Annotated in this window: 20 protein-coding genes; 17 read left to right on the forward strand and 3 right to left on the reverse strand. The window is 43.7% G+C overall.

Annotated elements, in window-relative coordinates:
• Window positions 1-92: 92 nt before the first annotated feature.
• A complete protein-coding gene (gene apbC / locus SERAS12_RS07805) occupies window positions 93-1,205 on the forward strand; it encodes an iron-sulfur cluster carrier protein ApbC (protein ID WP_004942372.1) in 1,113 nt (370 codons plus the stop codon).
• Between the two features lie 49 nt (window positions 1,206-1,254).
• On the opposite strand, the gene SERAS12_RS07810 is transcribed toward apbC, so the two are convergent.
• The gene (locus SERAS12_RS07810) at window positions 1,255-1,884 is read right to left on the reverse strand and encodes a phosphatase PAP2 family protein (RefSeq protein ID WP_013812188.1); all 630 of its coding nucleotides are present in this window, start codon (window positions 1,882-1,884) and stop codon (window positions 1,255-1,257) included.
• A 243-nt stretch (window positions 1,885-2,127) separates the two neighbouring features.
• On the opposite strand from SERAS12_RS07810, the gene udk reads away from it, so the two are divergent.
• The 3 genes from udk (at window position 2,128) to asmA (ending at window position 5,353) form a co-directional block, all read left to right on the forward strand.
• Window positions 2,128-2,769: a uridine kinase gene (gene udk / locus SERAS12_RS07815; protein ID WP_004942376.1), complete on the forward strand. Its 642-nt coding sequence runs from the start codon at window positions 2,128-2,130 to the stop codon at window positions 2,767-2,769.
• A gap of 125 nt (window positions 2,770-2,894) precedes the next feature.
• Entirely contained in the window at window positions 2,895-3,476 is a 582-nt protein-coding gene (gene dcd / locus SERAS12_RS07820) for a dCTP deaminase (RefSeq protein ID WP_004942378.1), read from the forward strand.
• Window positions 3,477-3,520: 44 nt separating this feature from the next.
• The gene (asmA, locus tag SERAS12_RS07825) at window positions 3,521-5,353 is read left to right on the forward strand and encodes an outer membrane assembly protein AsmA (protein WP_013812189.1); all 1,833 of its coding nucleotides are present in this window, start codon (window positions 3,521-3,523) and stop codon (window positions 5,351-5,353) included.
• Window positions 5,354-5,404: 51 nt separating this feature from the next.
• Here the strand turns inward: asmA and SERAS12_RS07830 are convergent, their stop codons facing one another.
• Window positions 5,405-7,198: a hypothetical protein gene (locus SERAS12_RS07830; protein WP_013812190.1), complete on the reverse strand. Its 1,794-nt coding sequence runs from the start codon at window positions 7,196-7,198 to the stop codon at window positions 5,405-5,407.
• Window positions 7,199-7,504: 306 nt separating this feature from the next.
• On the opposite strand from SERAS12_RS07830, the gene dcuC reads away from it, so the two are divergent.
• Window positions 7,505-8,863, forward strand: a complete 1,359-nt coding sequence (gene dcuC / locus SERAS12_RS07835; protein WP_013812191.1) for an anaerobic C4-dicarboxylate transporter DcuC — start codon at window positions 7,505-7,507, stop codon at window positions 8,861-8,863.
• A 28-nt stretch (window positions 8,864-8,891) separates the two neighbouring features.
• Here dcuC and SERAS12_RS07840 read toward each other — a convergent pair whose 3' ends face one another.
• A complete protein-coding gene (locus SERAS12_RS07840; RefSeq protein WP_013812192.1) occupies window positions 8,892-10,478 on the reverse strand; it encodes a TerC family protein in 1,587 nt (528 codons plus the stop codon).
• A 679-nt stretch (window positions 10,479-11,157) separates the two neighbouring features.
• Between SERAS12_RS07840 and galU the strand changes: the two genes are divergently transcribed.
• The 12 genes from galU to SERAS12_RS07895 all read left to right on the forward strand — a co-directional run bounded on the left by galU (window position 11,158) and on the right by SERAS12_RS07895 (window position 26,254).
• Entirely contained in the window at window positions 11,158-12,057 is a 900-nt protein-coding gene (gene galU / locus SERAS12_RS07845; protein WP_013812193.1) for a UTP--glucose-1-phosphate uridylyltransferase GalU, read from the forward strand.
• Between the two features lie 40 nt (window positions 12,058-12,097).
• Window positions 12,098-12,994 (forward strand): UTP--glucose-1-phosphate uridylyltransferase, encoded by an 897-nt coding sequence (locus SERAS12_RS07850; RefSeq protein ID WP_013812194.1) that lies wholly within the window; start codon window positions 12,098-12,100, stop codon window positions 12,992-12,994.
• Between the two features lie 305 nt (window positions 12,995-13,299).
• Window positions 13,300-14,820, forward strand: a complete 1,521-nt coding sequence (locus SERAS12_RS07855; protein WP_013812195.1) for a membrane protein — start codon at window positions 13,300-13,302, stop codon at window positions 14,818-14,820.
• A 20-nt stretch (window positions 14,821-14,840) separates the two neighbouring features.
• The gene (locus tag SERAS12_RS07860) at window positions 14,841-15,824 is read left to right on the forward strand and encodes a polysaccharide pyruvyl transferase family protein (RefSeq protein WP_013812196.1); all 984 of its coding nucleotides are present in this window, start codon (window positions 14,841-14,843) and stop codon (window positions 15,822-15,824) included.
• A gap of 318 nt (window positions 15,825-16,142) precedes the next feature.
• The gene (locus SERAS12_RS07865; protein WP_013812197.1) at window positions 16,143-17,237 is read left to right on the forward strand and encodes a glycosyltransferase family 4 protein; all 1,095 of its coding nucleotides are present in this window, start codon (window positions 16,143-16,145) and stop codon (window positions 17,235-17,237) included.
• 35 nt (window positions 17,238-17,272) lie between these two features.
• Window positions 17,273-18,409: a polysaccharide export protein gene (locus SERAS12_RS07870; RefSeq protein ID WP_013812198.1), complete on the forward strand. Its 1,137-nt coding sequence runs from the start codon at window positions 17,273-17,275 to the stop codon at window positions 18,407-18,409.
• A gap of 9 nt (window positions 18,410-18,418) precedes the next feature.
• Window positions 18,419-18,850: a protein-tyrosine-phosphatase gene (locus SERAS12_RS25435; protein WP_013812199.1), complete on the forward strand. Its 432-nt coding sequence runs from the start codon at window positions 18,419-18,421 to the stop codon at window positions 18,848-18,850.
• 15 nt (window positions 18,851-18,865) lie between these two features.
• Complete coding sequence (gene wzc / locus SERAS12_RS07875; RefSeq protein ID WP_013812200.1) at window positions 18,866-21,019, forward strand: tyrosine-protein kinase Wzc; 2,154 nt, start codon at window positions 18,866-18,868, stop codon at window positions 21,017-21,019.
• Window positions 21,020-21,156: 137 nt separating this feature from the next.
• Window positions 21,157-22,230, forward strand: a complete 1,074-nt coding sequence (locus tag SERAS12_RS25440) for a glycosyltransferase family 1 protein (RefSeq protein ID WP_013812201.1) — start codon at window positions 21,157-21,159, stop codon at window positions 22,228-22,230.
• 66 nt (window positions 22,231-22,296) lie between these two features.
• The gene (locus tag SERAS12_RS07885) at window positions 22,297-23,454 is read left to right on the forward strand and encodes a glycosyltransferase family 4 protein (RefSeq protein ID WP_013812202.1); all 1,158 of its coding nucleotides are present in this window, start codon (window positions 22,297-22,299) and stop codon (window positions 23,452-23,454) included.
• A gap of 100 nt (window positions 23,455-23,554) precedes the next feature.
• On the forward strand, window positions 23,555-24,988 hold the full coding sequence (gene wbaP / locus SERAS12_RS07890) for an undecaprenyl-phosphate galactose phosphotransferase WbaP (protein WP_013812203.1): 1,434 nt from the start codon (window positions 23,555-23,557) through the stop codon (window positions 24,986-24,988).
• Window positions 24,989-25,090: 102 nt separating this feature from the next.
• Entirely contained in the window at window positions 25,091-26,254 is a 1,164-nt protein-coding gene (locus tag SERAS12_RS07895; protein WP_013812204.1) for a hypothetical protein, read from the forward strand.
• Window positions 26,255-26,805 lie beyond the last annotated feature (551 nt).

A 26,805-nucleotide genomic window follows, 5' to 3' on the forward strand; every position in this document is an offset into this window, starting at 1 on the left:
TAGGGCGGTTTCTTTCTACAGACACACGCCAGCGGACCTGCAGTTCTGATATGCTTAGCGGGAAGCTATCCATTCAAAATCAAGGAGCCGGGATGAGCGCAAAATCCCCCGAGCAGACCAACCCTGAAGTTCTGCGTGCCCTGGTGACCGGTGTACTGGCCGCCTTTGAACACCCGACGTTAAAAAACAATCTGACCGCGCTGAAGGCTATTCACCACTGCACGCTGTTGGATCATGTACTGCATATTGAATTGATCATGCCGTTCGCCTGGCAGAGTGCCTTTGAAACGCTGAAAGACCGCGTGAGTGCAGAACTGCTGCGCGTCACCGGCGCAGAGGCGATCGACTGGAAGTTGAAGCATGACATCGCCACGCTGAAACGCGCCAACGATCAGGCCGGCATCAAGGGCGTGCGCAATATCATCGCCATCAGTTCCGGCAAGGGCGGGGTGGGGAAATCCACTACCGCCGTCAACCTGGCACTGGCGCTGGCTGCCGAAGGCGCGAAGGTCGGCATTCTGGACGCCGACATCTACGGCCCGTCGATCCCCAATATGTTGGGCACCGAGCATGAGCGGCCAACCTCGCCGGACGGCCAGCATATGGCGCCGATCCTGGCGCACGGTCTGGCGACCAATTCCATTGGTTACCTGGTGACCGACGACAACGCCATGGTGTGGCGCGGCCCGATGGCCAGCAAGGCGTTGATGCAACTGCTGCAGGACACGCTGTGGCCGGATCTGGATTATCTGGTGCTGGATATGCCGCCGGGCACCGGGGATATCCAACTGACGCTGTCGCAGAACATTCCGGTTACCGGCGCGCTGGTGGTGACTACACCGCAGGATATCGCCCTGCTGGACGCAGCCAAAGGCATTGTGATGTTCGAAAAAGTCCATGTGCCTGTGCTCGGTATCGTGGAAAACATGAGCGTGCATATCTGCAGCAACTGCGGTCATCATGAGCCGATTTTCGGCACTGGCGGGGCAGAAAAGTTGGTGAAAAAGTACAACAGCCGCTTGTTGGGGCAACTGCCGTTGCACATTTCACTGCGCGAAGATTTGGATCGCGGCGCGCCGACGGTAATCAGTCGTCCGGACAGCGAATTTGCGGAATTGTATCGCCAGCTTGCCGGCCGTGTCGCGGCGCAGATGTACTGGCAGGGTGAGGCCATTCCTACGGAAATTTCTTTCCGCGCGTTGTAATCCTCGCAGATTAAAAAGCAAAACCCCGGCGCAGGTCCGGGGTTTTTGTTTATGGCGTGAGGGGGAGTTTGTGTAAATCCGCCCTGGTGTATGGGTGTTCAATCTGTGCCAGCGCGGTGGCGATTTGCTCCAAGAGTCCCTGGGTTGGGGCAGGCTGCCGCACGCCCATAAGAACCAATGGCAAAGCAAGTGCAACGGCGATCTGTGGCAGGGAGAGCTGCGGGCGCGGTTTACCGCGTTGTAACCGCAGGAACAGCGTACTGGCCATATAACCTAACACCAGACCGCTAACCACTTCCGACGGGGAATGTACACGGATAGCTAACCGTGAGAGGCCAATGGTGAGGGGTAATATCAGACCCACGACCAGCATGACGCTGCGCACCGCATGCGAGAAACGCCCGGTCAGCGTCCAGAGAAGTACTGGCCAAATGCTGGCGGCTAGCGCCGAATGGCCGCTGAAACCGGTGAAGTCGTAACTTTTTATGCCGATGCCCCACCCCATAAAGGCCAGTTTGGATATGCATACCATACCCCCGGCACAGCCGAAGATCAGTGCCCATTGCCAGCCCGCCGTACGGGTGGCGCGCGGAGCGATTAACGCGACAAAAAGAATCAACGCGCAGGGCAGCAGCAGCATGCTGTCGCCAAAAAAAGTCAGAAAATACCAGTCCAGCACGTCAGTCTCCGGTGAAATGCCTCATCCCATCAGCAGGATAATGAACAAGCTACGAAGTTTACCCTGTCGCATCGGATTGCCCTAGACGCAATAATCTTAAAAACTTGGATCCGTTTCTGGCGAAATAACCGGAGATAGCGGCCCTGCGACTGCAATATAGAGTGGCGCAATGCCCGCTAACTCCCTATAATTGTCGCGTTTTAGTTCCCTCCCTCACACTTCGAAATCAGGTCTTTAAATTTTATGACTGACAAGCCGCATCAGTGCGTCATTATTGGTATAGCTGGCGCATCTGCCTCCGGAAAAAGCCTTATTGCCAGCACGTTATATCGTGAACTTCGCGATCAGGTTGGCGATGAACACATCGGCGTTATTCCTGAAGACAGTTACTACAAAGACCAGACGCATCTGACCATGGAAGAACGGGTCAAGACTAACTATGACCACCCGAGCGCCATGGATCACAACCTGCTGTTCCAGCATCTGCAAATGCTGAAATCAGGTAAGGCGATAGAGTTGCCGCTGTACAGTTACACTGAACATACGCGCAAGAAAGAGACTATCCACCTCGAGCCGAAAAAGGTGATTATTCTTGAGGGGATCCTGCTGCTGACGGATATCCGCCTGCGTCAGGAAATGAATTTTTCGATCTTTGTCGATACGCCGCTGGATATTTGCCTGATGCGCCGCATGAAGCGTGACGTCAATGAGCGTGGCCGCTCGATGGATTCGGTCATGGCGCAATATCAGAAAACTGTCCGCCCGATGTTCCTGCAGTTTATTGAACCTTCCAAGCAATATGCCGACATTATCGTTCCGCGCGGCGGCAAAAACCGCATTGCGATCGATATTCTGAAAGCCAAAATCAGCCAATTCTTTGAATAATGTCGTTCAATGGCCGGGAAATCTGTGTTTCCGGCCGACGGGCAAGTATTTACGCCGTGGCGTAGACCTTTTGTCCGTTGTGTGGCAATTTTTGTTTTAGTGACACGCCTGATGGAGATAAAGAAATGAGACTGTGCGACCGTGATATAGAAGCCTGGCTGGATAGTGAAAAACTGGTGATTTCGCCGCGTCCGCCGATTGAGCGTATTAACGGGGCTACAGTGGATGTCCGTTTAGGCAATCAGTTTCGCGTGTTTCGCGGCCATACTGCCGCGTTTATCGATCTCAGCGGGCCAAAAGACGAAGTCAGCGCGGCGCTGGACCGCGTGATGAGTGACGAGATTGTGCTGCCGGAAGGGGAAGCCTTCTTCCTGCACCCGGGCGAACTGGCGCTGGCGGTCACGCTCGAGTCGGTCACGTTGCCCAGCGATCTGGTGGGCTGGCTTGACGGCCGTTCCTCATTGGCGCGTCTGGGTCTGATGGTTCACGTGACCGCGCACCGTATCGACCCCGGCTGGCAGGGCCGAATTGTTCTGGAGTTCTATAATTCAGGTAAGTTGCCGCTGGCGTTGCGCCCGGGCATGTTGATTGGCGCGCTAAGCTTTGAACCGCTTTCCGGGCCGGCGGCGCGTCCTTACAACAGCCGGCAGGATGCAAAATACCGCGATCAGCAGGGTGCAGTGGCCAGTCGAATCGACAAGGACTAACAGCGCTGGAAGCACTGTCGGTGGGGCGTTGACAAGAGGATGGCATGAGAAGATTACTGACGACTTTGGTGATTTTACTGATTGTGCTGGTGGCGGGAATGTCCGCGCTGGTGCTGTTGGTTAATCCGAATGATTTTCGCGCCTATATGGTCACGAAGGTCGAACAAAAGAGCGGTTATCATCTGACGCTGGACGGCGAGTTGCGCTGGCATATCTGGCCGCAGCTCAGCATTCTGGCCGGGCGCATGACGTTGACGGCACCCGGAGCCAAAGCGCCGGTGGTGAGTGCGGATAACATGCGCCTTGATGTCAAACTGTTGCCGTTGCTGTCGCATCAGCTGTTTGTGAAACAGGTGATGCTGAAAAATGCCGTCATTCGCCTGACACCCGAGAGTGAAGAGCAAAATCAACCGAACGCACCTGTCGCTCCTGCGGGCAATACCGAAGAGACCCTGGATACTCCGTGGAAATTTGATATCGATAATCTGCGGATTGTGGACAGCCTGCTGATTTGGCAGCGCGCCAATAACGAGCAGATTAACGTTCGCGATATTAATCTCACCCTGCAGCAAAATGCCAAACGTCAGGCGCAAATGGAGCTTTCCAGCCGGGTGAACCGCGATCAGCGCGATCTGACCTTCAGCATGGCGGCAGATATCGATCTGCAGCAATACCCGCGGCGTATCGCGGCCACGGTCACTCAGTTCAATTATCGACTGGAAGGTGCTGACATTCTGGGTGGCGGCATTAAAGGTGATGGCAGCGCCCAGGTGGCGTATCAACAAACACCGCAGCAAATTGCCCTAAGCCAATTGATTCTGAGCGCCAATGACAGCCAGTTCTCTGGCGGTGGCAGCGTGAGATTCGGCGAAGTGCCGGTTTATGCAATGAATCTGACATCGACGGCACTGAATTTGGATACGCTTTCCGGCTGGCAATCCAGTTCGGGTTCGCAACAAGCAGTGAGTATGACTGCTGCGCCGGTGATAGCTAACCAAGCGGAAGATCCGCAACAAAATCTGGAAGTGTTGCGAGACTTTACTGCGCAGCTTAATTTGAACGTTGACCAACTGACCTATCGTGGCATGAACATTGCCCACTTGGCGCTGCAAGCAGACAACCAACAAGGTCTGCTGAAGGTGCATACGCTCTCCGGCCAGTTGGCTGGGGGGGACTTTGCGCTACCGGGCTCGTTGGATGCGCGTGGCGGCAGACCGGTGATCGCCGTGCAACCGGTATTGAAGCAGGTTGAGCTGGGGGCCGTTCTGAAGGCATTCGACATGCCGCAGGTTTTGACCGGCAAATTCAGCATGCAAGGGGATTTAACGGGTGATCGCCTGACTTCGCAGTCGTTTGAACACCGGTGGAAGGGAACCGTCCAGTTGGCGATGCAGGACGCGCAACTGCATGGACTGAATATTCAGCAGTTGATTCAGCAGGCGGTGGCGCGTAACGACAGCAGCGTGCGCGGGCAGGATAATTACCAACGCTTTACCGAAGTGAAACAGCTTTCGGCGAAAGCCAACCTGAGCGGTGGTACGGTAAACATCAGTGAGCTGAGTGCGGATTCCCCGCTGTTGAATCTGAGCGGTGGCGGTACGGTGAATATGCCGGGTAAACAGTGCGATATGGTGCTTAACGTGCGGGTGACTGGCGGCTGGCAAGGGCGCGGCGAACTGATCGAGCAACTGCAGAAAACGCCAATTCCACTGCGGGTTTATGGCCCTTGGCAACAGCTTAACTACCAATTGCAGGTTGATCAGGTATTACGTAAAACGCTGCAAAACCGGGCCAAGGACGCGCTGAATAAATGGGCCGATAAAAACAAAGATTCGCGTGAAGGTCAGGATCTTAAAAAGTTGTTGGATAAGCTTTAAAATAGTATGGGGGAAACCCCATACTATCAATAGTTTAATTTTCGATATGCGTTAATCAGAAATTTTCCCATATCCTTTCCAAATCCCTGGCTTGCCTGCTTCAATGCATCTCCAACCGTCCCAACCCCCAGCAGTCGGAGCATTGTTTACAACTCTGTCGCCTTGAGCAAACTCTCCGGATGTTGGAATGCCATTTCCGTACATGGTTTTTACTTTACTCGGTACAAAAACTCGCTGTTCCGTTGCTATGTTTTCAGTGCCTTTGATATCGTTAGCATAATAAATACTGTTCACACAGTTAAATTCTATATTTCCCAGTACAGTGCTGTTTATAAATGAATGAGATACGTTCGTATTATTTTTACCGTTATAAAAGACTACATCTTTTGAGACTATCACTCCATCGAAGTGAACGCCTAAAGCAGGATTTACGGTATCATTCACTGACAGAGAGGTTATTGAACCGCCAAACCACCTGACTGTACCTGCTGTTTTATTCAGAATGACATCTGTTGCCGTAACATTCGAAAACTGATGGTTTCCATTATAAGCAGATATGTTTATCTTCCTGACATTACAATTTGACAGTGTCAATGTCCCTCTTTTCCCTTCTGAGTTAGTGGTGATATCTCCCCCTAAAGAGCGACCACCGGAAGCACTGGTTACACCATATCCTTTAATAAGAATAGCGTTGCGGAAACGAGAGCCTGCATGCTCTGATATTTGCACGTCAGCATTATTTATTTCTAGAAAGTCCATTGTCCCCCAATGTTCCTGGTCTCTTATTTCTGCGTGGATTTGGTTGAACATTAGACCAATGCCATTATCTATACGAATATAAGGACTGCATTTGTTATTTTCTATTTGGCAGTTATTAAATCGTATCATGTTGCAAGCATCATCTTTAATAGTGCTGGTTAGTAATAATGCAGGGTGTGTAGTATTTGAATTGTTTGTTCTATCGCCATTGGAATAGCCCCCATCTTGGATGTTGGTAGCTTCAAACACAGAGTCCTGAACCTTGTCCAACCAAAGATTGCAGCCATGGAAAGAATATATTTGCAGGTTGTTAGTGTACACATACCCGACATTTGTTATCCGTAATGCGCTAAGAGTGTAATTCATCCCATCAAATGAGATGTTTTCAATCCGCAATCCCCAACTGAACTTTTTCTCTACATTATATTCAATCAAAATTACGTCGGGATCTTTGGGATCTTCACTCGGTCTGATGATGCAATTCCTGGTATTGCTTCCTCGAAGAACGCCTGCCCAGTTAGCGGGGATCTTAATCACGCCTGGCTTTAAATATGTCATCCCGCTTGGGAATACTAACTCTACCCGATAATTATTTACTATAGACCCCTGAAGTATAGTGGCATTTTTATCCCCATACTGAGGGGAGCCGGTTCTGATTCCCAACCACTCAAGTGGCCAGATATTGGTTGAAACAGAATCAACCCTTATCCAACACCATGTTTCATCTACTCTAATTATTATTCCACTTTTTTCTTTCAAGTCTTTCGACTGGGCAGCATAAAAATATCCTCCTCCAGAGGACATCAGATTATCACCGTGGTAAAAGCTAACAACATCTATTTTTTGGCCTGAAAATTGAGGTGTTATTTTTCTTAGGGTCTCGATGTCTGGGCAGCGGCCAATATATTTTGCGCCATCGTACCCAGAGAGTTTTGAGGATAAAACTGATAGGTTGTTACTGGCGGATAAATCATCTTCAGTGCTTTTTGATATAGTATTTCTAATATTATCAGCGGCATATACCTTACTCGCTAAAATACCAGATGTTCCTGCTATGATTGTTTTTACGAGGTTTCGTCGGTTCATACTTACTCCTTCCGGTATGTGTTAAGTGAGTGACGCACAATTGATAATAACATCAGGCTGTCAGTTGTAAAAATTAAGTTGTTAACTATGTTTTCAATGTGTTACTGGATTGGTTTGTTCATGATTCATTTATCTAATGATTGCTGTGGATCAAATGTTTAACTTACAGATTGAAGACTTATTGATTGTGTGAGGAAAGCTCTGATTATTTTGATTTTCATCACTTAAAACATAAATTACTCTATTTATAGTATTAGCATTGAAATATTTATGTTCTAATTTTTCACAACTATCCAGGGGCAATTTATGTTGGATCTTCTTATTGGGGCGGTCGTCGTGCTCGGGGTTGGCTGTTACATCATTAAAGGCTATTCCGCTACCGGGGTGCTGATGGTTGGCGGCCTGCTGTTGCTGGCTATCAGCGCCGTGATGGGGAAAAACCTGCTGCCTGCCGACGCGGCGTCTACCGGGTGGCGTGCAACCGACATCATCGAGTACGTTAAAATTCTGCTGATGAGCCGTGGCGGCGATCTTGGCATGATGATCATGATGCTGTGCGGATTTGCGGCTTATATGACGCACATTGGTGCCAATGATGTGGTGGTGAAGTTGGCTTCCCGTCCGCTGCAGATGATCAACTCCCCGTATCTTTTGATGGTGGCAGCCTATTTTGTCGCCTGCCTGATGTCATTGGCGGTCTCTTCCGCCACTGGCCTGGGGGTATTGCTGATGGCTACGCTGTTCCCATTGATGGTTAACGTCGGCATTAGCCGGGGGGCTGCGGCTGCGATTTGCGCTTCTCCTGCGGCGATTATCCTGGCGCCGACGTCCGGTGACGTGGTATTGGCCGCCAAGACGGCGGAAATGCCCTTGGTTGACTTCGCTTTTAAAACCACCTTGCCCATTTCGATTGCGGCAATTGTCTGTATGGCGATTGCGCATTTCTTTTGGCAACGCTATCTCGACAAGAAGAATAACGAACAGCACCACATTATGGATGTGAGTGAAATTACCACGCATGCGCCGGGTTTCTACGCGGTTTTGCCGTTCACGCCGATCCTGGGCGTGCTGGTTTTTGACGGTAAATGGGGGCCGGAGTTGCATATCATCACGGTGCTGGTTGGCTGTATGTTGCTGGCGGCGGTGATTGAATTCCTGCGCAGTTTCAGCGCCAAACAGGTGTTTACCGGCCTGGAAGTCGCGTATCGCGGTATGGCGGACGCTTTTGCCAGCGTGGTGATGCTGTTGGTGGCCGCCGGCGTATTCGCTCAGGGGTTGAGCACCCTCGGCTTTATCAGTGGGTTAATCAGTCTGGCGCAGTCTTTCGGTACCGGCGGCATTATCATGATGTTGGTACTGGTGGTGATTACCATGCTGGCGGCAATGACCACCGGCTCGGGGAATGCGCCGTTCTATGCTTTTGTGGAGCTGATCCCCAAATTGGCTGCGCAGATGGGCGTCAATCCGGCCTATCTGGTGATCCCGATGTTGCAGGCTTCAAACCTGGGGCGCACTTTGTCGCCGGTTTCCGGTGTGGTGGTGGCGGTATCAGGCATGGCGAAAATCTCGCCGTTCGACGTGGTGAAACGGACTTCGGTGCCGGTGATTGTCGGGTTGATCGTGGTGATTGTGGCAACCGAACTGCTGGTGCCTCAGCATCTATAAAGGTAGCCGGGCATCGCCCGGCACCGATTTATACCTCGTAGTCTGGCTCCGGTACCGACAGCGGGGTGATCCTCACTTTCAAAATACGGTGGCTACTGACTTCCAGCGGTTCAAACAGGTAGTCACCGATCTGCAATTGCTCACCTTCCTGGGGAATGCGCTGGCTATGTTCCATCAGCAAGCCGGCTATCGTGTGGTATTCGCGCTTATCCTCCAGCTGCAGAGGCAGATAAAGCACCAGGTCTTCCAGCGGCATATGGCCGTTGGCGGTCCAACTGCCATCTTCGTTTTGCTGAATGTCGTGCCGTGCATCAACGTCCTCGCCAGCCTCCGGCAGGTTGCCGGCGATAGTTTCCATCACGTCTGTGAGGGTAACGACCCCCTCGACCGAACCGAATTCATCGACGACAAAAGCGAAATGCGTCTGCGCCTGTCTGAACTGTTCCAGTGCGCTTAGCAGCGTTAACTGCTCCGGGAAAATCAACGGTTGACGCACCAGCGCACGTAAATCGAGCGGCACCTGGGTCAACTGCTGTTTCAGGACATCAAGGGTATGGATGACGCCAAGCGGTTCATCGCTGGCGCTGTTTTCGACCACCACAATGCGCGTATGCTGGTTTTTTTCCAGCAACTGGGTCAGCTTTTCCTGCGGATCATTCAGCTCGAGGTATTCCACGTCATGGCGAGAGGTCATGATGCTGCTTACGGTACGCTGCGCCATGCCCAGCACGCGTTCTATCATGTGCCGTTCCTGCTGGTTGAATATCTCTCCGCTTTCGCTCGCACTGTCGGCAAGCAGGTTGGCGGAGTGGCTGTCTACCTCTGCTTCTTCATGTTTGCCGTTCAGCATACGGAGCACCGCTTCTGCGGTGCGTTCGCGCAGTGGCCGCACCTTTGACAGAAAACGGCGACGGTTAAACTGAGACAGCTGGTTTAATGCTTCAATCATCACGGAGAAGCCTATCGCTGCGTACAGGTAGCCCTTGGGAATATGGTAGCCGAACCCTTCCGCAACCAGGCTGAAACCGATCATCAGCAGGAAACTCAGACACAGAATGACGATAGTCGGGTGGGCGTTAACGAATCGCGTCAGCGGCTTGCTGGCCAACAGCATCAGCCCGATAGCGATACAGACCGCAATCATCATGACTGCCAGGTGATCAACCATGCCGACGGCGGTGATCACCGAATCGAGAGAGAAGACGGCGTCCAATACCACTATTTGCGCCACCACGGGCCAGAAGCGGGCGCCTTTGCGCGGCCCTTGCTGCTCATCATCCTTGCCTTCCAGCCGCTCGTTCAGCTCCATGGTGGCTTTGAACAGCAAGAATATACCACCGACCAGCATAATGAGATCGCGGCCGCTGAAGGGATGCTCCGCGACCACAAACAGCGGTTTGGTCAGCGTCGCCAGCCAGGAAATAGAGGCGAGCAGTGCCAGACGCATCAGCAAGGCCAGCAACAGACCCACGACGCGAGCTTTATCTCTTTGTTGTTTCGGTAGTTTTTCCGCCAGAATGGCGATAAAGATAAGGTTGTCTATACCCAGAACGATTTCCAGCACGACCAAAGTGGCCAGGCCGGCCCAAATTGTTGGATCTGCGATCCATTCCATACGCCCAATTTCACCTGTAAGTTCGACGGCTTATGCCGTAAGGGAATGATGGGTGTTGGGCGGGGAAAATTCAACTTTAAAACTGTGCTGGGACGGGGAAGAGTGCGGCATCATGATTTTAAGCTAAAATAATGCATAAAAAATCATATTTCATCGGCTTTTTTAACATGTGACACCGAGATAAAAGGATACTTTTCGGTAGAGAGTTGCAGCTGTGGAGCAGGATGTTCATTGTTTGTTGATAAAAACGGTGGAAAAATAATTTTTTAAATCAATCCGTTATGAATACATTTAGCTGCTACACTTTGTGCTGAAAAACCCCAGCAGTAGTCTTATTCTGAAAAGGGTACTCAACGGACATCTTAGGCTTGTATCGCTAAGGTAATAGTATAAGAATCTTAGGCACATAAACATTTACAAGTATCATCGTTTGGTTATAAGGACGTATTTTTTTGTTTCTCTGTGACATGTCTATCACTTAGCGGAAAGTACGGGCCTTAATTTACATTAAAGCGTGGCGGGAATCCTTGGTCACCTATAGAGAACGATGACAGTGCATTGGTAGCTGAAAGCCAAGGGCGGTAGCGTGTCTGAATCATCCCCGCTCTGCACTACGTAAACAACCTAAGGCAAAGGGTAGTTCGGCTACATTATAGTTATTTGATTATGGATAAAAAACATGCAAAAGAGACTGAAGGCCGTGATTCCCGTAGCTGGCTTGGGAACCCGTATGTTGCCGGCAACAAAAGCCATCCCTAAAGAAATGTTGCCTGTGGTCGATAAGCCGCTAATCCAATACATCGTTAACGAATGTGTTGCTGCGGGGATAAAAGATATCGTTCTGGTGACTCACTCCTCCAAAAATGCGATTGAGAACCACTTCGATACCTCCTTTGAGCTCGAAGCCGTTTTGGAGTCGCGTGTTAAGCGCCAGCTGCTGGAAGAAGTGCAAACCATCTGTCCAGCAGACGTGACGGTGATGCAAGTCCGTCAGGGCCAAGCGAAAGGTCTGGGACACGCGGTACTCTGCGCCAAACCAATGATCGGCGATGAGCCTTTTATCGTGTTATTGCCGGATGTATTGCTGGATGACTCTACCGCCGATCTGCGTAAAGAAAACCTGGCCAAAATGATTCAGCGTTTTGCGGATACTGGCTTCAGTCAAATCATGGTGGAACCAGTACCGGAACAAGACGTGTCGAAATACGGCGTTGTAGATTGCGGCGGTGCTACTCTGGCAGCAGGTGCAAGCACACCAATGACTGCTGTGGTCGAAAAGCCGACAAGAGAAGAAGCCCCTTCCAATCTGGCAGTGGTAGGGCGTTATGTGTTGTCTGCGGATATCTGGCCTTTGCTGGAAAAAACCTTGCCGGGGGCCGGTGATGAAATTCAGCTTACTGATGCGATTGCCGCCCTGATGGAGCAGGAAACCGTAGAAGCTTTCCATATGAGCGGCAAATCGCACGACTGCGGCGATAAGTTGGGCTATATGAAAGCGTTCGTACAATATGGCCTGCGTCATGCTTCGGAAGGTGAAGATTTTACCCAATGGCTGAAGCAGACATTGAACAGTAAATAAGTTTTGCGGCTTAAACGCGATCACAAGAAAGAGGATTATCATGACCAAGTTGAAAGCTGTCATTCCTGTTGCCGGCCTGGGTATGCGCATGTTGCCTGCAACCAAGGCTATTCCCAAAGAGATGTTGCCGATCGTTGATAAGCCCTTGATTCAATACATTGTCAATGAGTGCGTTGCTGCCGGAATTAAAGAAATCATTCTGGTGACTCATTCCTCCAAGAATGCGATCGAAAACCATTTTGATACCTCTTTTGAGTTGGAAGCGATGCTTGAGGCGCGCGTAAAACGTCAACTACTGGATGAGGTACAGTCGATTACGCCTAAAGGCGTGACGTTGATGCACATCCGTCAGGGCCAACCTAAGGGCTTGGGCCATGCAGTGTTGTGCGCCAAACCTTTGGTGGGTGACTCACCGTTTGTCGTGCTGTTGCCGGACGTGCTGCTTGATGACGCAAAAGCCGATCTTAAGAAAGATAACCTGCCGCACATGATTGCTCGCTTTGAACAGTCGGGATTGAGCCAGGTGCTGGTGCAGGCGGCTGATGAGCATGTGCTGCACGATTACTCGGTCGTTGAATGCGAGACCAACAATTTGAAACCCGGTGAAAGTTCCCGCATGACTTCTATCATCGAAAAACCGGGTCGTGACGTTCAGTTTAAATCCAATTATTCGGCGGTAGGGCGCTATGTTCTGTCCGCCGATATTTGGCCTATTCTGGAAAAAACAGAGCCAGGTGCGTGGGGACGTATTCAACTTACAGATGCCATTGCTGAACTGCTAAAACACAAACCGGTTGAAGCGATGGAGTTGATTGGAGAGTCATTCAACTGCGGAGAAAAAATGGGCTATTTGCGGGCGTTTGTTACCTATGGTTTACGCCACCCTACACAGGGAAAAGAGTTTTTAGCATGGGCTAAGAAATTATCATTGTCGTAAGAGTTCATTTTCTGTTTGGTCCTGTTTCCAACTTAGGAAGAAAACAGGACCATTGAGTAATTTTACAAGCTAACAGGCTTATGATTTTCTGCATTACAGCCCCCATATTATCATGGCTGCTTTGGATTCAACGTTTGTTCAACAAGAATCATTAATTTCTGCGTGAATTTATGATTGTAACGCAGCTGATTTTACTAGTCTCCTAGGTTCACCCTAATTTTATATTTATTCATAATTAGTTATTAGTTATTGAGAAGGGGGCTGGCCTTGTATAATTTGCTTGTATTTATATAAGAGAATTCTAAGTGAGTAATAAAAAGGTAATGGCACGGAATACCTTCATGCTGTATGGGCGAATGTTGCTTATAATGTTTGCGACGCTTTATACATCGCGAATGGTTTTGGAGGCGTTAGGGGTTTATGATTTCGGATTATATAGTCTTGTCGGCAGCATAATTATTCTTTTTTCGTTTATTCAAAATGTATCCGCACTTGCAACCCAGCGTTTTTTATCTATTGGATTAGGTAAAGGAGATTTTCAATGGGTTAACAGAATTTTCAATACCAGTTTAATTGTACACCTGATTATCTGTGGTCTAGTTGTACTTTTCGCAGAAACACTGGGATTGTGGTTTTTAATGTATAAAATGAAGGTTCCTGAAACCCGCTTGAATGATATTTTTTGGGTTTATCAGATATCAATTGCTTCATTGCTCTTTCAGATTATGCAAACTCCCTTTATTGCATCAATGATAGCAAGCGAAAAAATGGATCTTTTCGCAAAAATAGGGATTTTTGATGCATTTCAACGTTGGTTTATGGTTTTTTTATTTACTCTTCTCGGATTTGAAAATAAAATAGTTTGGTATGCAATATTTTTGCTCGTTGGTTATTCACTGGTGTTTAGCGTCTATTTCTCATTCTGTACATCAAGATTAAGTATATGCAAAGTAAACTTGAGAATAAAAGAAGATACGGGTTTGCTTAAAGAGATTTTATTTTTCTCAAGCTGGTCTATGTTTGGGTCGTTGAGTGTGGTCGGCTTATCACAAGGTATTGCATTATTGACTTATTACTTTGTTGGCGTTGTCGCAAATGGCGCTATTTGGCTAGCTGAGCAAGTATTGATAGCATTCAATAGAATTATCGGTACCTTGCAAACTGCATTCAACCCGCAAATAATAAAACAATACTCTGCAGGGAATAATGAGGAAGTTGCTTCATTGTTATCATTGTCATGCAAATTGACATCGTTTGTGGTAATGATATCTGCGATACCTGTGTTTATAGATGCGGATGTTATCGTCGGAATTTGGTTGAATAATGTACCTGAATATCTTGTTGAACTAATCAAAATTGTTGTTATTTATATATTGATAGATTCTTTATCTGGACCTTATGTCACTGCTATATATGCAATAGGTAAGTTAAAAAATTATCAGCTTATAGTATCTTCTATTATGATAAGTTCCTTGATGTTGACATTCCTACTATACTTCACTGGTTTTTCTATTTATATTGCGGTTTCAGCACGTATAGTATGTGCTGTTATTCTTTTATTTTTTAGAGTTTTATATGTCAGTAAAGCTACTGGGGTGAGAGCTAGGTTATTTATATTTAATGATTTTCCTAGGTTAGCTCTGGTTTCAATGCTTTCAATTCTATTGAGTACTTACTTAAATAAATACCTTATGAGTGGTTTTATAGGCGTCGTGAGCCTTACACTGCTTAATTTATTTTTTGTTACTGTCATGTTTTCTATTTTTGTTGTCAAGGAACATGAAAGAAAAAATATTATCAGATTAGTTAAGAATCGATTTAAATAGATTTTTTTAAAGGTGCAATTATGATTGATAAGTTTGGTGTTTTAACATACGAAAGTGACATTTATGTAAAGCGTAATTGGATTAACTTAGGGGATTACGTTCAAAGTACTGCGGCGAAGCAATTTTTCCCTCGAGTAGACTCATTTATTCCAAGAGATCATATGAATTCATATGCTGGTGATCCAGTAAAGATGATAATGAATGCTTGGTATATGGATTTGCCGGAAAATTTCCCGCCATCAGATGCTGTAGATCCACTTTATGTATCTATTCATATTAACAGCACAGTTGCTGAGAAAATGTTTACTCCTGCAACAATTAAGCATTTTAAGAAATGTGGTCCAATAGGCTGTCGTGATTTCTATACTCGGGACATGTTACAATCTAAAGGCATCGATGCGTATTATTCTGGCTGTATGACATTGACTTTAGGAGAGACTTATAAGAGGGATAATGTTACGGATGATATTTACTTTATCGACGTTATGTATGACTCGAAGACTCTTCCAGAGCTTATTCGACAACCGCTGCGTTTTGGTAAGCGAGTTCTTAACGGCCGAGCTTTTGAATTTACACACAGGAAGAAAGTACTCTCTAAATACTTCGATGAAGATCTGTTAGAAAAAGCTAAATTTGAAACACAAATCATCCCATATATTTCTGCTGATGAAGGTTTTAAACTGGCAGATGATTTCCTAAAGCGATTGGCTAACGCTAAACTAGTTGTGACTTCACGAATTCATACGGCGCTCCCATGCCTGGCAATGGGAACACCAGTGATATTTGTAAATGGTGGATTTAAAAATAAAGTTGACAACTGTCGATTTGATGGGCTGTTTGACTTTTTTAATAGAATTGATGTTGATGATAAAGCTAATTCTACTGTGAATTTCGAATTCAGCGGAGAAAAAATCGGGATTAATAGCAAGATTTCAAATAAAGATGTGCATTTACAATATGCCCGCGCACTCGTTGAAAAGTGCAAGTCATTTGCAAAGTACTAATTTTTTGAATTAGAATAGCAGCGTTTATATTGCCTGCTCATTTTTCAAAGTTAGCGATGATTTATCCTATCAATATTTTTTGTATTGATAGTGATATTTCAATTCGGAAATGATAATAGGTTGTCTTTTGGAAAATATGAATAATACTTATTCCAAAGGCGACCTTTTAATCTTAACAAACTTACTGCTTGCATAAATATCGCATCTTTGGCGTAATACACAATACTGTCTAATGCATAATTATAAATTCTCATGTGAATATTCTTATATAAATTTTAGATGACTGAAAGAGTGTAATATAGATATGGAAAATCCAGCATGAATTATTCACAAGATGATACTGTAATTGATGATATTAGAATAATATCGGAGAAGGCAAAGGATACAGCGGTTTATTTCATTTTCCCCTCTATTTTTTTTGGTGGGCATGAAATAATGGCCATTGAAATTATAAAAAAAATAGCCAACCTAGGCGAGGGGGTAGATAACATCATATGTCTTGTGCCTGAAGATAATGAGAAAATCATGGCTGCGATGTTATTAAACTCGATAAATCATAAAACGTATAAAGCCAGTAGTTCGAAGCCAGAGTTTTTGCATGCTTTTTTTAATCCCTTTTATTTTTTTCGCTGTGTCAGTATTCTAAATTCCATACCAAAGCGAAGTGAAATAATTCTTGTCCAGGGTGATATACTACAAGGTGTCGGTTTTGTTTTGGCCGCCAAGCTGTTATCTAAAAAATTAATCAGCTATATCCCATACGCACATTCGTTTCGGAAGATGGGCGCAAAACTTGCAAAAATAAAAGATTTTTTTGCATTCGGGGTTTATAAAGCATGTAATCAGTATATTACTATATCTGAATGCTTTAAGCAGGAAATAGAAACAAAAAATAAATCCGCAATTGTTTCAGTGATTCATAATTTTGTTCCAAAAGAATCTGAGAACTTCGCGACTCGAAAATTAAATAGTGATGATCCTATAAGTGTTTTTATTGTTGGTCGCGTTCAGTTTCACCAAAAAGGCCATGATATTCTTATAAATGCATTATCAGGAATTACTGAGTATAAATTGGCTCTGCATGTTGTTGGTGATGGTCCTGACATGAACAATTTGAGGATAATGGGGCATAAACTTCCTAAGAATATTTCAATAGATTTTCATGGCTGGGTTACTGACTCATGGAGGATTGCTCAAGAGAAAAATATAGATTTCTTGGTAATTCCGTCACTTTTTGAAGGCGTTCCATTGGTTATGTTGGAAGCGCTAGAAAGAAATGTGTCGATCATTGCTGCGGGCAGGGATGGTATGCTAGATTATCTACCTATAGATAGCCTATATGAAGTTAGTGGTGATGAAGTTACTGCTCTAAGAGAAAAGATAATCTATCATATTCAAAAGCGATCGAAATAAATTTAACTTCAATATTCAGATGGTAATGATTAATAATGATAAATCCAAGATTTAAAGTTTTAGCAATTATTGTATCTGGAGCAATGTTGTCCGGTTGCACAGTCATCCCGGGTCAGCATCTTAGTTCAGATAGCAAAAATATTGTTAAACAGGAAGATAGTGATTTTCGTATCGATGAATTGGTGAATGTCTATCCAATGACACCAGGTCTCATTGCAAAACTGCGACCTGCCAAAATTATTGCCCAGCCAAATGCTTTATTGGAACAGGCAACTAAAAGCTATGAGTATAAAATAGGTCCCGGCGATGTTTTAAACATCACAGTCTGGGATCATCCAGAACTTACAACTCCTGCAGGGCAGTATCGTAGTGCCAGTGATACAGGTAACTGGGTGCAATCTGACGGAACGATTTTCTATCCCTATATCGGTAAAGTGAACGTTGCAGGAAAAACTGCGGGTCAGGTGCGAAGCGAGATCTCTAACCGTTTGACACAGTATATCGAAAGCCCGCAGGTCGATGTAAACATTGCAGCATTTAGGTCACAAAAAGCATATATAACAGGAGAAGTGGAAAAGTCTGGCCAGCAGGCGATTACTAATATCCCTCTAACTGTTTTAGATGCAATTAATGCTGCTGGAGGATTAAGTGCTAACGCTGATTGGCGTAATGTCGTTCTGACTCATAATGGCAAGGAACAGATATTATCACTACAAAAACTTATGCAGAATGGGGACTTGACTCAAAACCAATTATTGTATCCTGGTGATATTGTTTATGTACCTCGTAATGATGAACTGAAAGTTTTTGTCATGGGTGAAGTTAAAACACCAGCGACGTTAAAAATGGATCGCAGTGGTATGACATTAACTGAAGCCCTAGGCAATTCAGCAGGATTGGATCAGAATACATCCGATGCTACAGGGGTCTTTGTTATTCGTCCTCTGCGTGGAACTCAAGGAAAGAAAATAGCTGATATCTATCAGTTAAATATGGCAGATGCTACCGCGATGGTGATGGGTACCGAATTCCACCTACAACCGTATGACATTGTTTATGTTACTGCTGCTCCGATTGTTCGTTGGAATCGTTTGATATCACAACTGGCACCTACTATATCTAGTTACAATAACCTAACTGAAGGTACATTACGTATTCGTAACTGGCCATAGGGACCGATGATGTTCGATTCTATTTTGATTGTTTGTGTCGGAAATATATGCCGCTCGCCAATTGGTGAGCGGCTATTAAAGAACTTATTACCTAACAAAGATATCAGTTCAGCAGGTATTTCAGCATTAGTCGGCAATTCGGCAGATCCTAAAGCACTAGCTGTTGCTAATAAATATGGTCTAAATTTAGATGGTCATAATGCACGCCAGCTTACCGCTGACATGTGCAGAAAAAGTTCGCTTATCCTCGTTATGGAGCGGAAACATATTGATGCGGTATGTCAATTTTCGCCGGAAGCTCGAGGTAAGACTATGCTTTTCGGTCATTGGAATGATAGAAAAGAAGTAGTAGACCCTTATCGTAAAAGCGATGAGGTGTTTGAGTTTGTATATAATCTGTTGGCTGAGTCGGCTCAGAAATGGGTTAAAGCACTAAATTGATTAATAGAGATGACAATGATTGAAAATAAGAGAGCTGGCGCTACTGGCAGTAGCCATGATGACATCGATCTCGGAAGGTTATTTGGTATATTGATTGATCATCGTTGGTTGATTATAGGGATAACCCTTTTATTCTCTGTTGCAAGCATGATATATGTCATGTTCGCGACTCCTATTTATCAATCAGACGCATTGATTCAGGTAGAGAATAAGACAGGGAATGCTATCCTTAGCGATCTGTCACAAATGATATCGAGCAGTGATGCAAGCTCGTCTTCTACAGAGATTGAATTAATTCAATCTCGTATGGTTGTGGGTAAGACGGTTGATGACCTCGGACTTGATACTATAATCGCTGTTAAGCGATTTCCTATTTTTGGTAATGGTTGGGCTAAGCTAACGTCAAGTGAAACACCTAAAATAGCGCTATCACGTTTAAGTGTCAGAGATAGTATCATTGGTTCCGAAATGGAGCTAAAAGTCGTGGATAAAGAAAATTATATTTTATCCTCTGACGGTGTTGAAATTCTTAAAGGAAAAATTGGGCAACTAGCAAGCTCTGACTATGTAACTATGTTGGCAACTGATATTGATGCCGAACCTGGCACCGTATTCTTGGTTACAAAGCTATACCAAATTAATGCAATTAATAATGTTCTTAAGAACCTTACGGTTGTTGATAAGGGTAAAGACACAGGTGTTTTAAATTTAAGCTACCTGAATGCGAACCCAGTACTAGCTAAAAAAATATTGCAGAGCATTAGCAATAATTATTTGTTGCAAAATGTTGAAAGAAAATCTGAAGAAGCGGCAAAAAGCTTAGCGTTCCTGAAAGAACAACTGCCGATAGTTCAAGAGTCATTAGATACGGCAGAAAATAAATTAAATCTATTTCGGCAGCAAAACTCGTCTGTTGATTTGTCACTTGAAGCTAAGTCAATGCTCGATACGATTGTATCGACGGAGTCACAGCTTAACGAATTGACTTTCAAAGAAGCTGAAATCTCAAAGCTTTATACTAAAGAGCATCCTGCATATCGTGCATTGTTGGAAAAAAGAAAAACACTTGAAGATGAGCGCGGTAATTTAAACAAAAAAATTAATAGCATGCCAAAAACTCAACAAGAAATCATTCGACTAACGCGTGATGTTGATGCTGGAAAAGAAATTTATATGCAGTTGCTGAATAAGCAACAAGAGTTAAGTATAACGAAAGCGAGTACTGTAGGGAATGTACGAGTTGTTGACCCTGCGATAACTCAAATTAAACCCGTCCAACCTCGGACTCTATTGATAATTATCATTGCCACAATTTTGGGCATGTTGATTTCTGTAACTATTGTTTTACTCAAGACCATGCTGCATAAAGGCATTGAAAGCCCTGAACAATTGGAGCAAGAAGGTGTCAACGTTTACGCGAGCATTCCGTTCTCTGAATGGCAGCAAAAGAAAGATAAAGAAACATTTGCTAATTACAAAAAACGACATCAACCTGGGAAGGGTAATCTTCTATCGACTGAAAACCCTGCAGACCTTGCAATCGAGGCGATTAGGAGCCTGAGAACAAGTTTGCATTTTGCCATGATGGAAGCTAAGAATAATGTTCTGATGATTTCAGGTGCTAGTCCAAATATTGGTAAAACTTTTGTTAGCATTAACTTAGCTGCGGTTATTTCTCAAACTGGACAAAAAGTTCTTGTCATCGATGCGGATATGCGAAAGGGGTATTCGCATAGTTTGTTAGGTTTTGAAGGGAACAACGGCCTTTCTGATATCTTGTCAGGTAAAATAGAAATAGAAAAGGCCATTAAAAAAACCGAAATTTCCGGAATGGATTTTATTTCACGTGGGCAAGTCCCCCCAAATCCTGCTGAACTATTAATGACCTCTCGATTTGAGACATTAATCAGTTGGGCCACGGAAAACTATGATTTAGTCTTGATAGATACGCCGCCGATATTGGCTGTAACAGATGCAGCTATTATAGGGCACCATGTTGGGACGTCATTGATGGTAGCTCGCTTCGCAATGAATACTGTTAAAGAAATTGAAGTAAGTATGCGCCGCTTTGAACAAAATGGGATCGAAATTAAAGGTGTCATCTTGAACGCAGTCGAAAGACGTGCTGCAAACTATTATGATTACTATCAGTACGAATATAAAAGTTAACCCTTAGTATTTATCGGCAGGCAGGAATGATACCTGCTTGCCGATATCACGCTGAAGTCAGCTTGTTTTCAATATTTATACTCGCATTCTTTTCTCTCCGTTCGAAGAATAAACGATACTAGGGTGTTCATGATATTATGATATATGTCAATTCTCGATTCTTGACACAGGGTCTCACAGGAGTACAGCGGTTTGCTGAACAAATAAGTCTAGAGTTGAAGAAAATAAGGACTGATGTAGTATTCTTATCTCCTGGTGATATCCTCAGAGAGGATACCGCATCTAAATTGGACGTGGTACAGATAGGTAAGCGAAGTGGGCATTATTGGGAGCAAGTAGAATTACCTAGATATTTAAAAAAATGTGGTGGGGGTATTTTAATTAACCTTGGGAATACAGGACCAATTTCATATAAAAATCAGGTCGTAACTCACCATGATGTAACTTATAAAAAATTCCCACAGAGCTACTCTCGTAAATTTAGGACCATATATAACATTATTGTGCCATTAATGCTGAAAAATAGTCGTTCATTAATCACTGTTAGTGAGTTTTCTAAAAAGGAAATTAGCGACGTATATCATTATGACCGCAATAAGATAAATGTAATTTATAATGCATCTAGTAACGTGTTCAAGCGAAATTCTGGATGCAGCTCGCAAGATGCGAGTGATAAGTTCTTTTTAGCTGTGTCATCTCCGAATTTTCATAAAAACTTCCATGGGTTAGTTAAAGCTTTTTCTGAAACAGAGGGGCTCAGTGGCTTCAGCTTGAAAATTATTGGTGAGAAAAGCAAAAATTTTAATGGGATTGAATTTGAGAAATTTGTTGGTGAAATGAGTAATCAGATAGAATTTTTAGGTCGTGTATCTGATGATGAACTTGCTAATTTATACTCTAAAGCTTACGCATTTATTTTCCCTTCTTTTTACGAAGGATTTGGAATCCCACCTCTGGAAGCTCAGGCTTGTGGTTGTCCAGTATTGTCTTCGAATGCTGCTTCAATGCCTGAGGTTTTATCTGATAGTGCTCTTTTCTTTGATCCTAACAGTCAAGAAGAAATTAAAAATGCAATGAAATTTATAGCAACTAATCCAGATGCCAGACTTCAATTAATTGAGAAAGGTTATCAGAATATTAAACGATTCTCATGGCATAACTCGGCTAAAAAATTAAGTTTGATTATCGATGACTTGCAAGGGTCAATATAACCGTTTAACGGCTTTTAAACTTTACATGATTATGATAAACCCTTTTTTAGGCTTCAGGAGAGTTTAATGTCCCAGGATACGATTGACATTGGCATTGTAGCTGATTGGTTAGTCACTTATGCAGGTGCTGAGAAAGTTATTAAAGAATTTATTGAAATTTATCCTAATGCTGAACTCTATTCAGTAGTGGATTTTTTATCTGATGAGTCCAGAAATAACTTTAATGGCAAGCATGCAAAGACAACATTTATACAACGTTTGCCGAGAGCTAAACGAATTTATCAAAAATATCTTCCACTAATGCCTCTGGCCATTGAGCAATTAGATGTCTCACAACATAATGTTATCCTGTCTAGCTCTCATGCTGTATCTAAAGGGGTTTTGACGGGCCCAGACCAACTCCATATTAGCTATGTTCATTCACCGATTCGTTATGCCTGGGACTTGCAGCATCAATACTTGAGGGAGGCTGGTCTTAATAATGGAATCAAAGGAGCGTTAGCAAAATGGCTGTTGCATAAAATTCGTTTATGGGACTGCCGTACGGCTAATGGTGTCGATCATTTTGTGGCTAATTCTCAATTTATTGCTCGTCGAATTAAGAAGGTATATGGCCGCCATGCAGATGTCATTTATCCTCCAGTGGATGTCGATAGATTCAATTTCCAGAAAGAGAAAGAAGATTTTTATGTCACAGCATCACGGTTAGTACCCTATAAACGTGTGGATTTAATTGTCGATGCATTCACGGCCATGCCAGAAAAAAAATTAGTGGTAATAGGTGATGGTAGTGAAATCGAGAAGATAAAGTCAAAAGCAGGGAGTAATATTGAAATTTTGGGGTACCAAAGTAATGAAGTTATGCAAAGCTATATGGAGAGAGCTCGAGCATTTATTTTTGCGGCAGAAGAAGATTTTGGCATCACACCTGTTGAGGCTCAAGCCTGTGGTACGCCAGTGATTGCTTTTGGCAAAGGGGGGTCCTTGGAAACAGTTAGGCCGTATGGTGTGCCTCAGCCAACGGGTATCCTCTTCTATAATCAAAATTCTCAGGCTATAAAGGATGCTGTGCAAGAGTTTGAAAAAATTGAGGATAAATTCGTTGCAGAAGATTGCCGTGATCATGCGATGAAATTCTCGTCAGAAAGATTCCGAAAAGAAATGAATAATTATATAGTTTCAAAGTGGAATGAATTTGAAAGTAATAAAAAAATAAATTACTAGTTCATCCATAAGTAGTGTGAATTTTATAGATAAAATTAGGCCAGCTAGATACTGTGAAATTTTAATGAAACCACGAGGCCTTTAGGAATGGGTAAAATTGATGAAAAAAAATAATCATTTTTGGAGTGGACTTTCCCCAAAAATATTTCTTGCCACTTCTGATGTCATATTTTTTAATGCGGCAATATTGTTGGCTTATTTTATTATTTACTTTACATCGGTGAGTGTTACAGATTTTATTCCGGAAAGTGAAATTAACATGAGATTTCTATCTCATTTTACTTTATCGCTAATTTGTATGGGATGGTTTTGGACTCGACTCCGTCACTATTCATATAGGAAGCCATATTGGTTTGAGTTGAAGGAAATTATCCGGACACTGATCATATTTGCAATATTAGATTTGGCATTGGTCGCATTCTCTAAATGGAACTTTTCAAGATTATTGTGGTTAATTACATGGGCCCTTATTATTATAATGGTCCCTATTGGCAGGAGTTTAACAAAGCGTATTCTGAATAAATTCGAGCTATGGAAAAAGAATACGATAATTATTGGTTCTGGTAAAAATGCATTTGAGGCTTATGCAGCCTTACAAAGTGAAGAAATCCTTGGTTTTAGTGTGTCAGCTTTTGTATGTACTGACTCTCCTTGTGAAAAAGAGTACCTTGGGATATCTGTAATTAACAGTGAGCAGGAATTATGGGAAATTGCGGATGTTGAAAATACGCAATTTATAGTTGCCCTTGAGTTTGAACAGCATAGTTTACGCGATTGGTGGCTTAAGAACTTAGCTAAACATCATTGTCGTTCGGTTTCCGTGATCCCAACGTTACGAGGGGTGCCACTCTATGGAACTGACATGTCATTTATTTTTAGTCATGAAGTTATGATTTTGCGCGTCAATAACAATTTGGCTAAGCGCTCATCACGGTTTGTTAAGCGGTTGTTCGATATAGTTGGTTCGTCTTTAATTATGCTGATCCTGTCCCCTATCCTGTTACTTCTGGCATATATGGTTTCGAAGGATGGTGGAAAGGCAATCTATGGCCATGAGCGAGTGGGGCGCGATGGTAAGAAGTTTAAGTGTCTAAAATTTCGTTCAATGGTTGTTAACTCACAAGAAGTTCTTTCTGAGTTACTCGAGCGTGACAGTGAAGCACGTGAAGAATGGAATAAGGATTTCAAACTCAAAAATGATCCACGCGTTACAAAAATCGGCTCGTTTATCCGTAAAACCAGCCTTGATGAGCTACCACAGCTATGGAATGTTTTTATTGGAGAGATGAGTTTGGTCGGTCCCCGTCCAATCGTTGAAGCCGAGCTGGAACGGTACGCTGGAGATGTGGATTATTATTTCATGGCTAAGCCTGGTATGACCGGCTTGTGGCAAGTCAGCGGACGTAACGATATTGACTATGATACGCGAGTGTATTTTGACGCGTGGTATGTGAAAAATTGGGCGTTATGGAACGATATTGTTATTTTATTTAAAACAATTAATGTTGTTCTTAAGCGTGATGGCGCGTATTAATCTAGTGTATTGTTCATACGCACTCGTAGTAGGATCTATTGCGAGTGCATTTTTGTTTTTATTGGCCGTTAGTTTATATGTTTTTCATTGTAAGGAAATATGATGACAACAGTAATAAAAAATGTTGCATTAGATCCTGAAGTAACTCATGAATCTTTTTATCTAAAAGCATTAAGATGGCTTATCGCCCTTTTTATAATAGCCAGTCCACTAAGTCCTTTTGTTGCAAATACCACTCTTTACTTGTGGATCCCATTGGTGTTTTTTGATTTCCAATATATCAGAACATTCAATCAAATACCTAAAGCTGTATTGTTGTGTATTTTTGTTTGGCTCAGTATGTGCCTGCTATTTTTTAGATACGATCTTGCATTAAAGTCTTTGGTCTTGATTCTTGGCGTTTCTTATTTAGTTAAGATGGGAAATCAAATTACAAATAAAGTTTATGTATGCATGCTTATTTCCATAACGTGGTGTGTTATTCAATTTATAGCATACCAGATAAGCCCATCATATTCTGCAGCAATAGGTCCAGGCTCCATTTCAAAGTTTTTCTGGGGCGAGTTTGCGACGATGACGTATACTAACCAATATACTGTAATCTTATTCCCAAGGATGTCGGGTCTTTCTCGTGAAGCTGGTTTCTTTGCTTCATTGCTTATTATTTCATTTATGATACGTTTCCGCGATAATAAGATAAGCTTGATGGAGAAAACTCTGTTTTTGCTTGGTTATCTATTTAGTCTTTCAAAGTCTTCAATTACTCTAGTTCTGTTCTTTATTCTTCATCCTATGCGAAGATTGCTAAGGAAAGTTCCTGTAATTATTACCTTTATCGGATTCATAGTTGTCTTTGTTTCTTTAGCTCAATTTTTGAATATTGGTTCCCCAGAGTATTTTACCCAAAATGAATCCGTTGCCCATAGACTCTCGGCATCATATTTAATGCTTCATATGAACATTGGCAACCTATTATACGGATGCAATACCGATTATAATTGTATTATTGATTATCAGCCCATGATTAAGTTTTTGACCGATCAAGGAATGGTTCCTGCAGTAGGCCTTTCTGGCTTGATAATGGATATGGGATTGCTTGGTTTAATTGGAGTTATTTTCTTTTTCGTTATTCTTAAACTTGACAGTTATGATGTTGCGATCTTGGCTATATTCACCGCGACAGTTTCTTTCTTTACAGTAGATAGCTTCATTATCCTGACATATTATTATATTTTGACCAATCACAAGACGCACGCGACTGAGTGATTATTTTTATTAAAATTAGGGTTTCGGGGCGTGCTGTATTGTTTACAGCTACATTTTCGCATATTCATTGGTTATAATATTATTTAATAAGTTATAGAATTTTAGTAGTAGAGGTTATTGATTTTTCAAAGCCCCTTGTCATTATCATGATAAGGGGCTTTTTTTTTATCAGTTTTACCTTTTTCTTTCCCTCAAAGGACAGACATCTTTTGTTATGTAAGAACACCCGCTTTATTTCCATGCACTCTTTAAGGTTTTTGTGTTTTCAGCCATCAACCGCTACTCTTCGGGCGTCAGGTCATTCAGGGATTAGTGAGACCGCCCACTGTTATATTCAGCCAGACAGTCCTCTCACGACAAGCTGTGCCGGGATATTCAGGTCAATCTCTATCGCAAGGCCTTGTGGTTAAAATCGTCCACCATATTAAGGTCCAAAAGCGGCTGCCACACACCAGCGCTCGCTCTGCTTGAGCGCTTTTGTAGTGGTCCTATAATCATGAGAGGCCCAATATGGTACTGAATGGCTTCACGCCGATGTGACACATTTAGGG

This window comes from Serratia sp. AS12 (genome assembly GCF_000214195.1).
Taxonomy (GTDB): Bacteria; Pseudomonadota; Gammaproteobacteria; order Enterobacterales; family Enterobacteriaceae; genus Serratia; species Serratia plymuthica.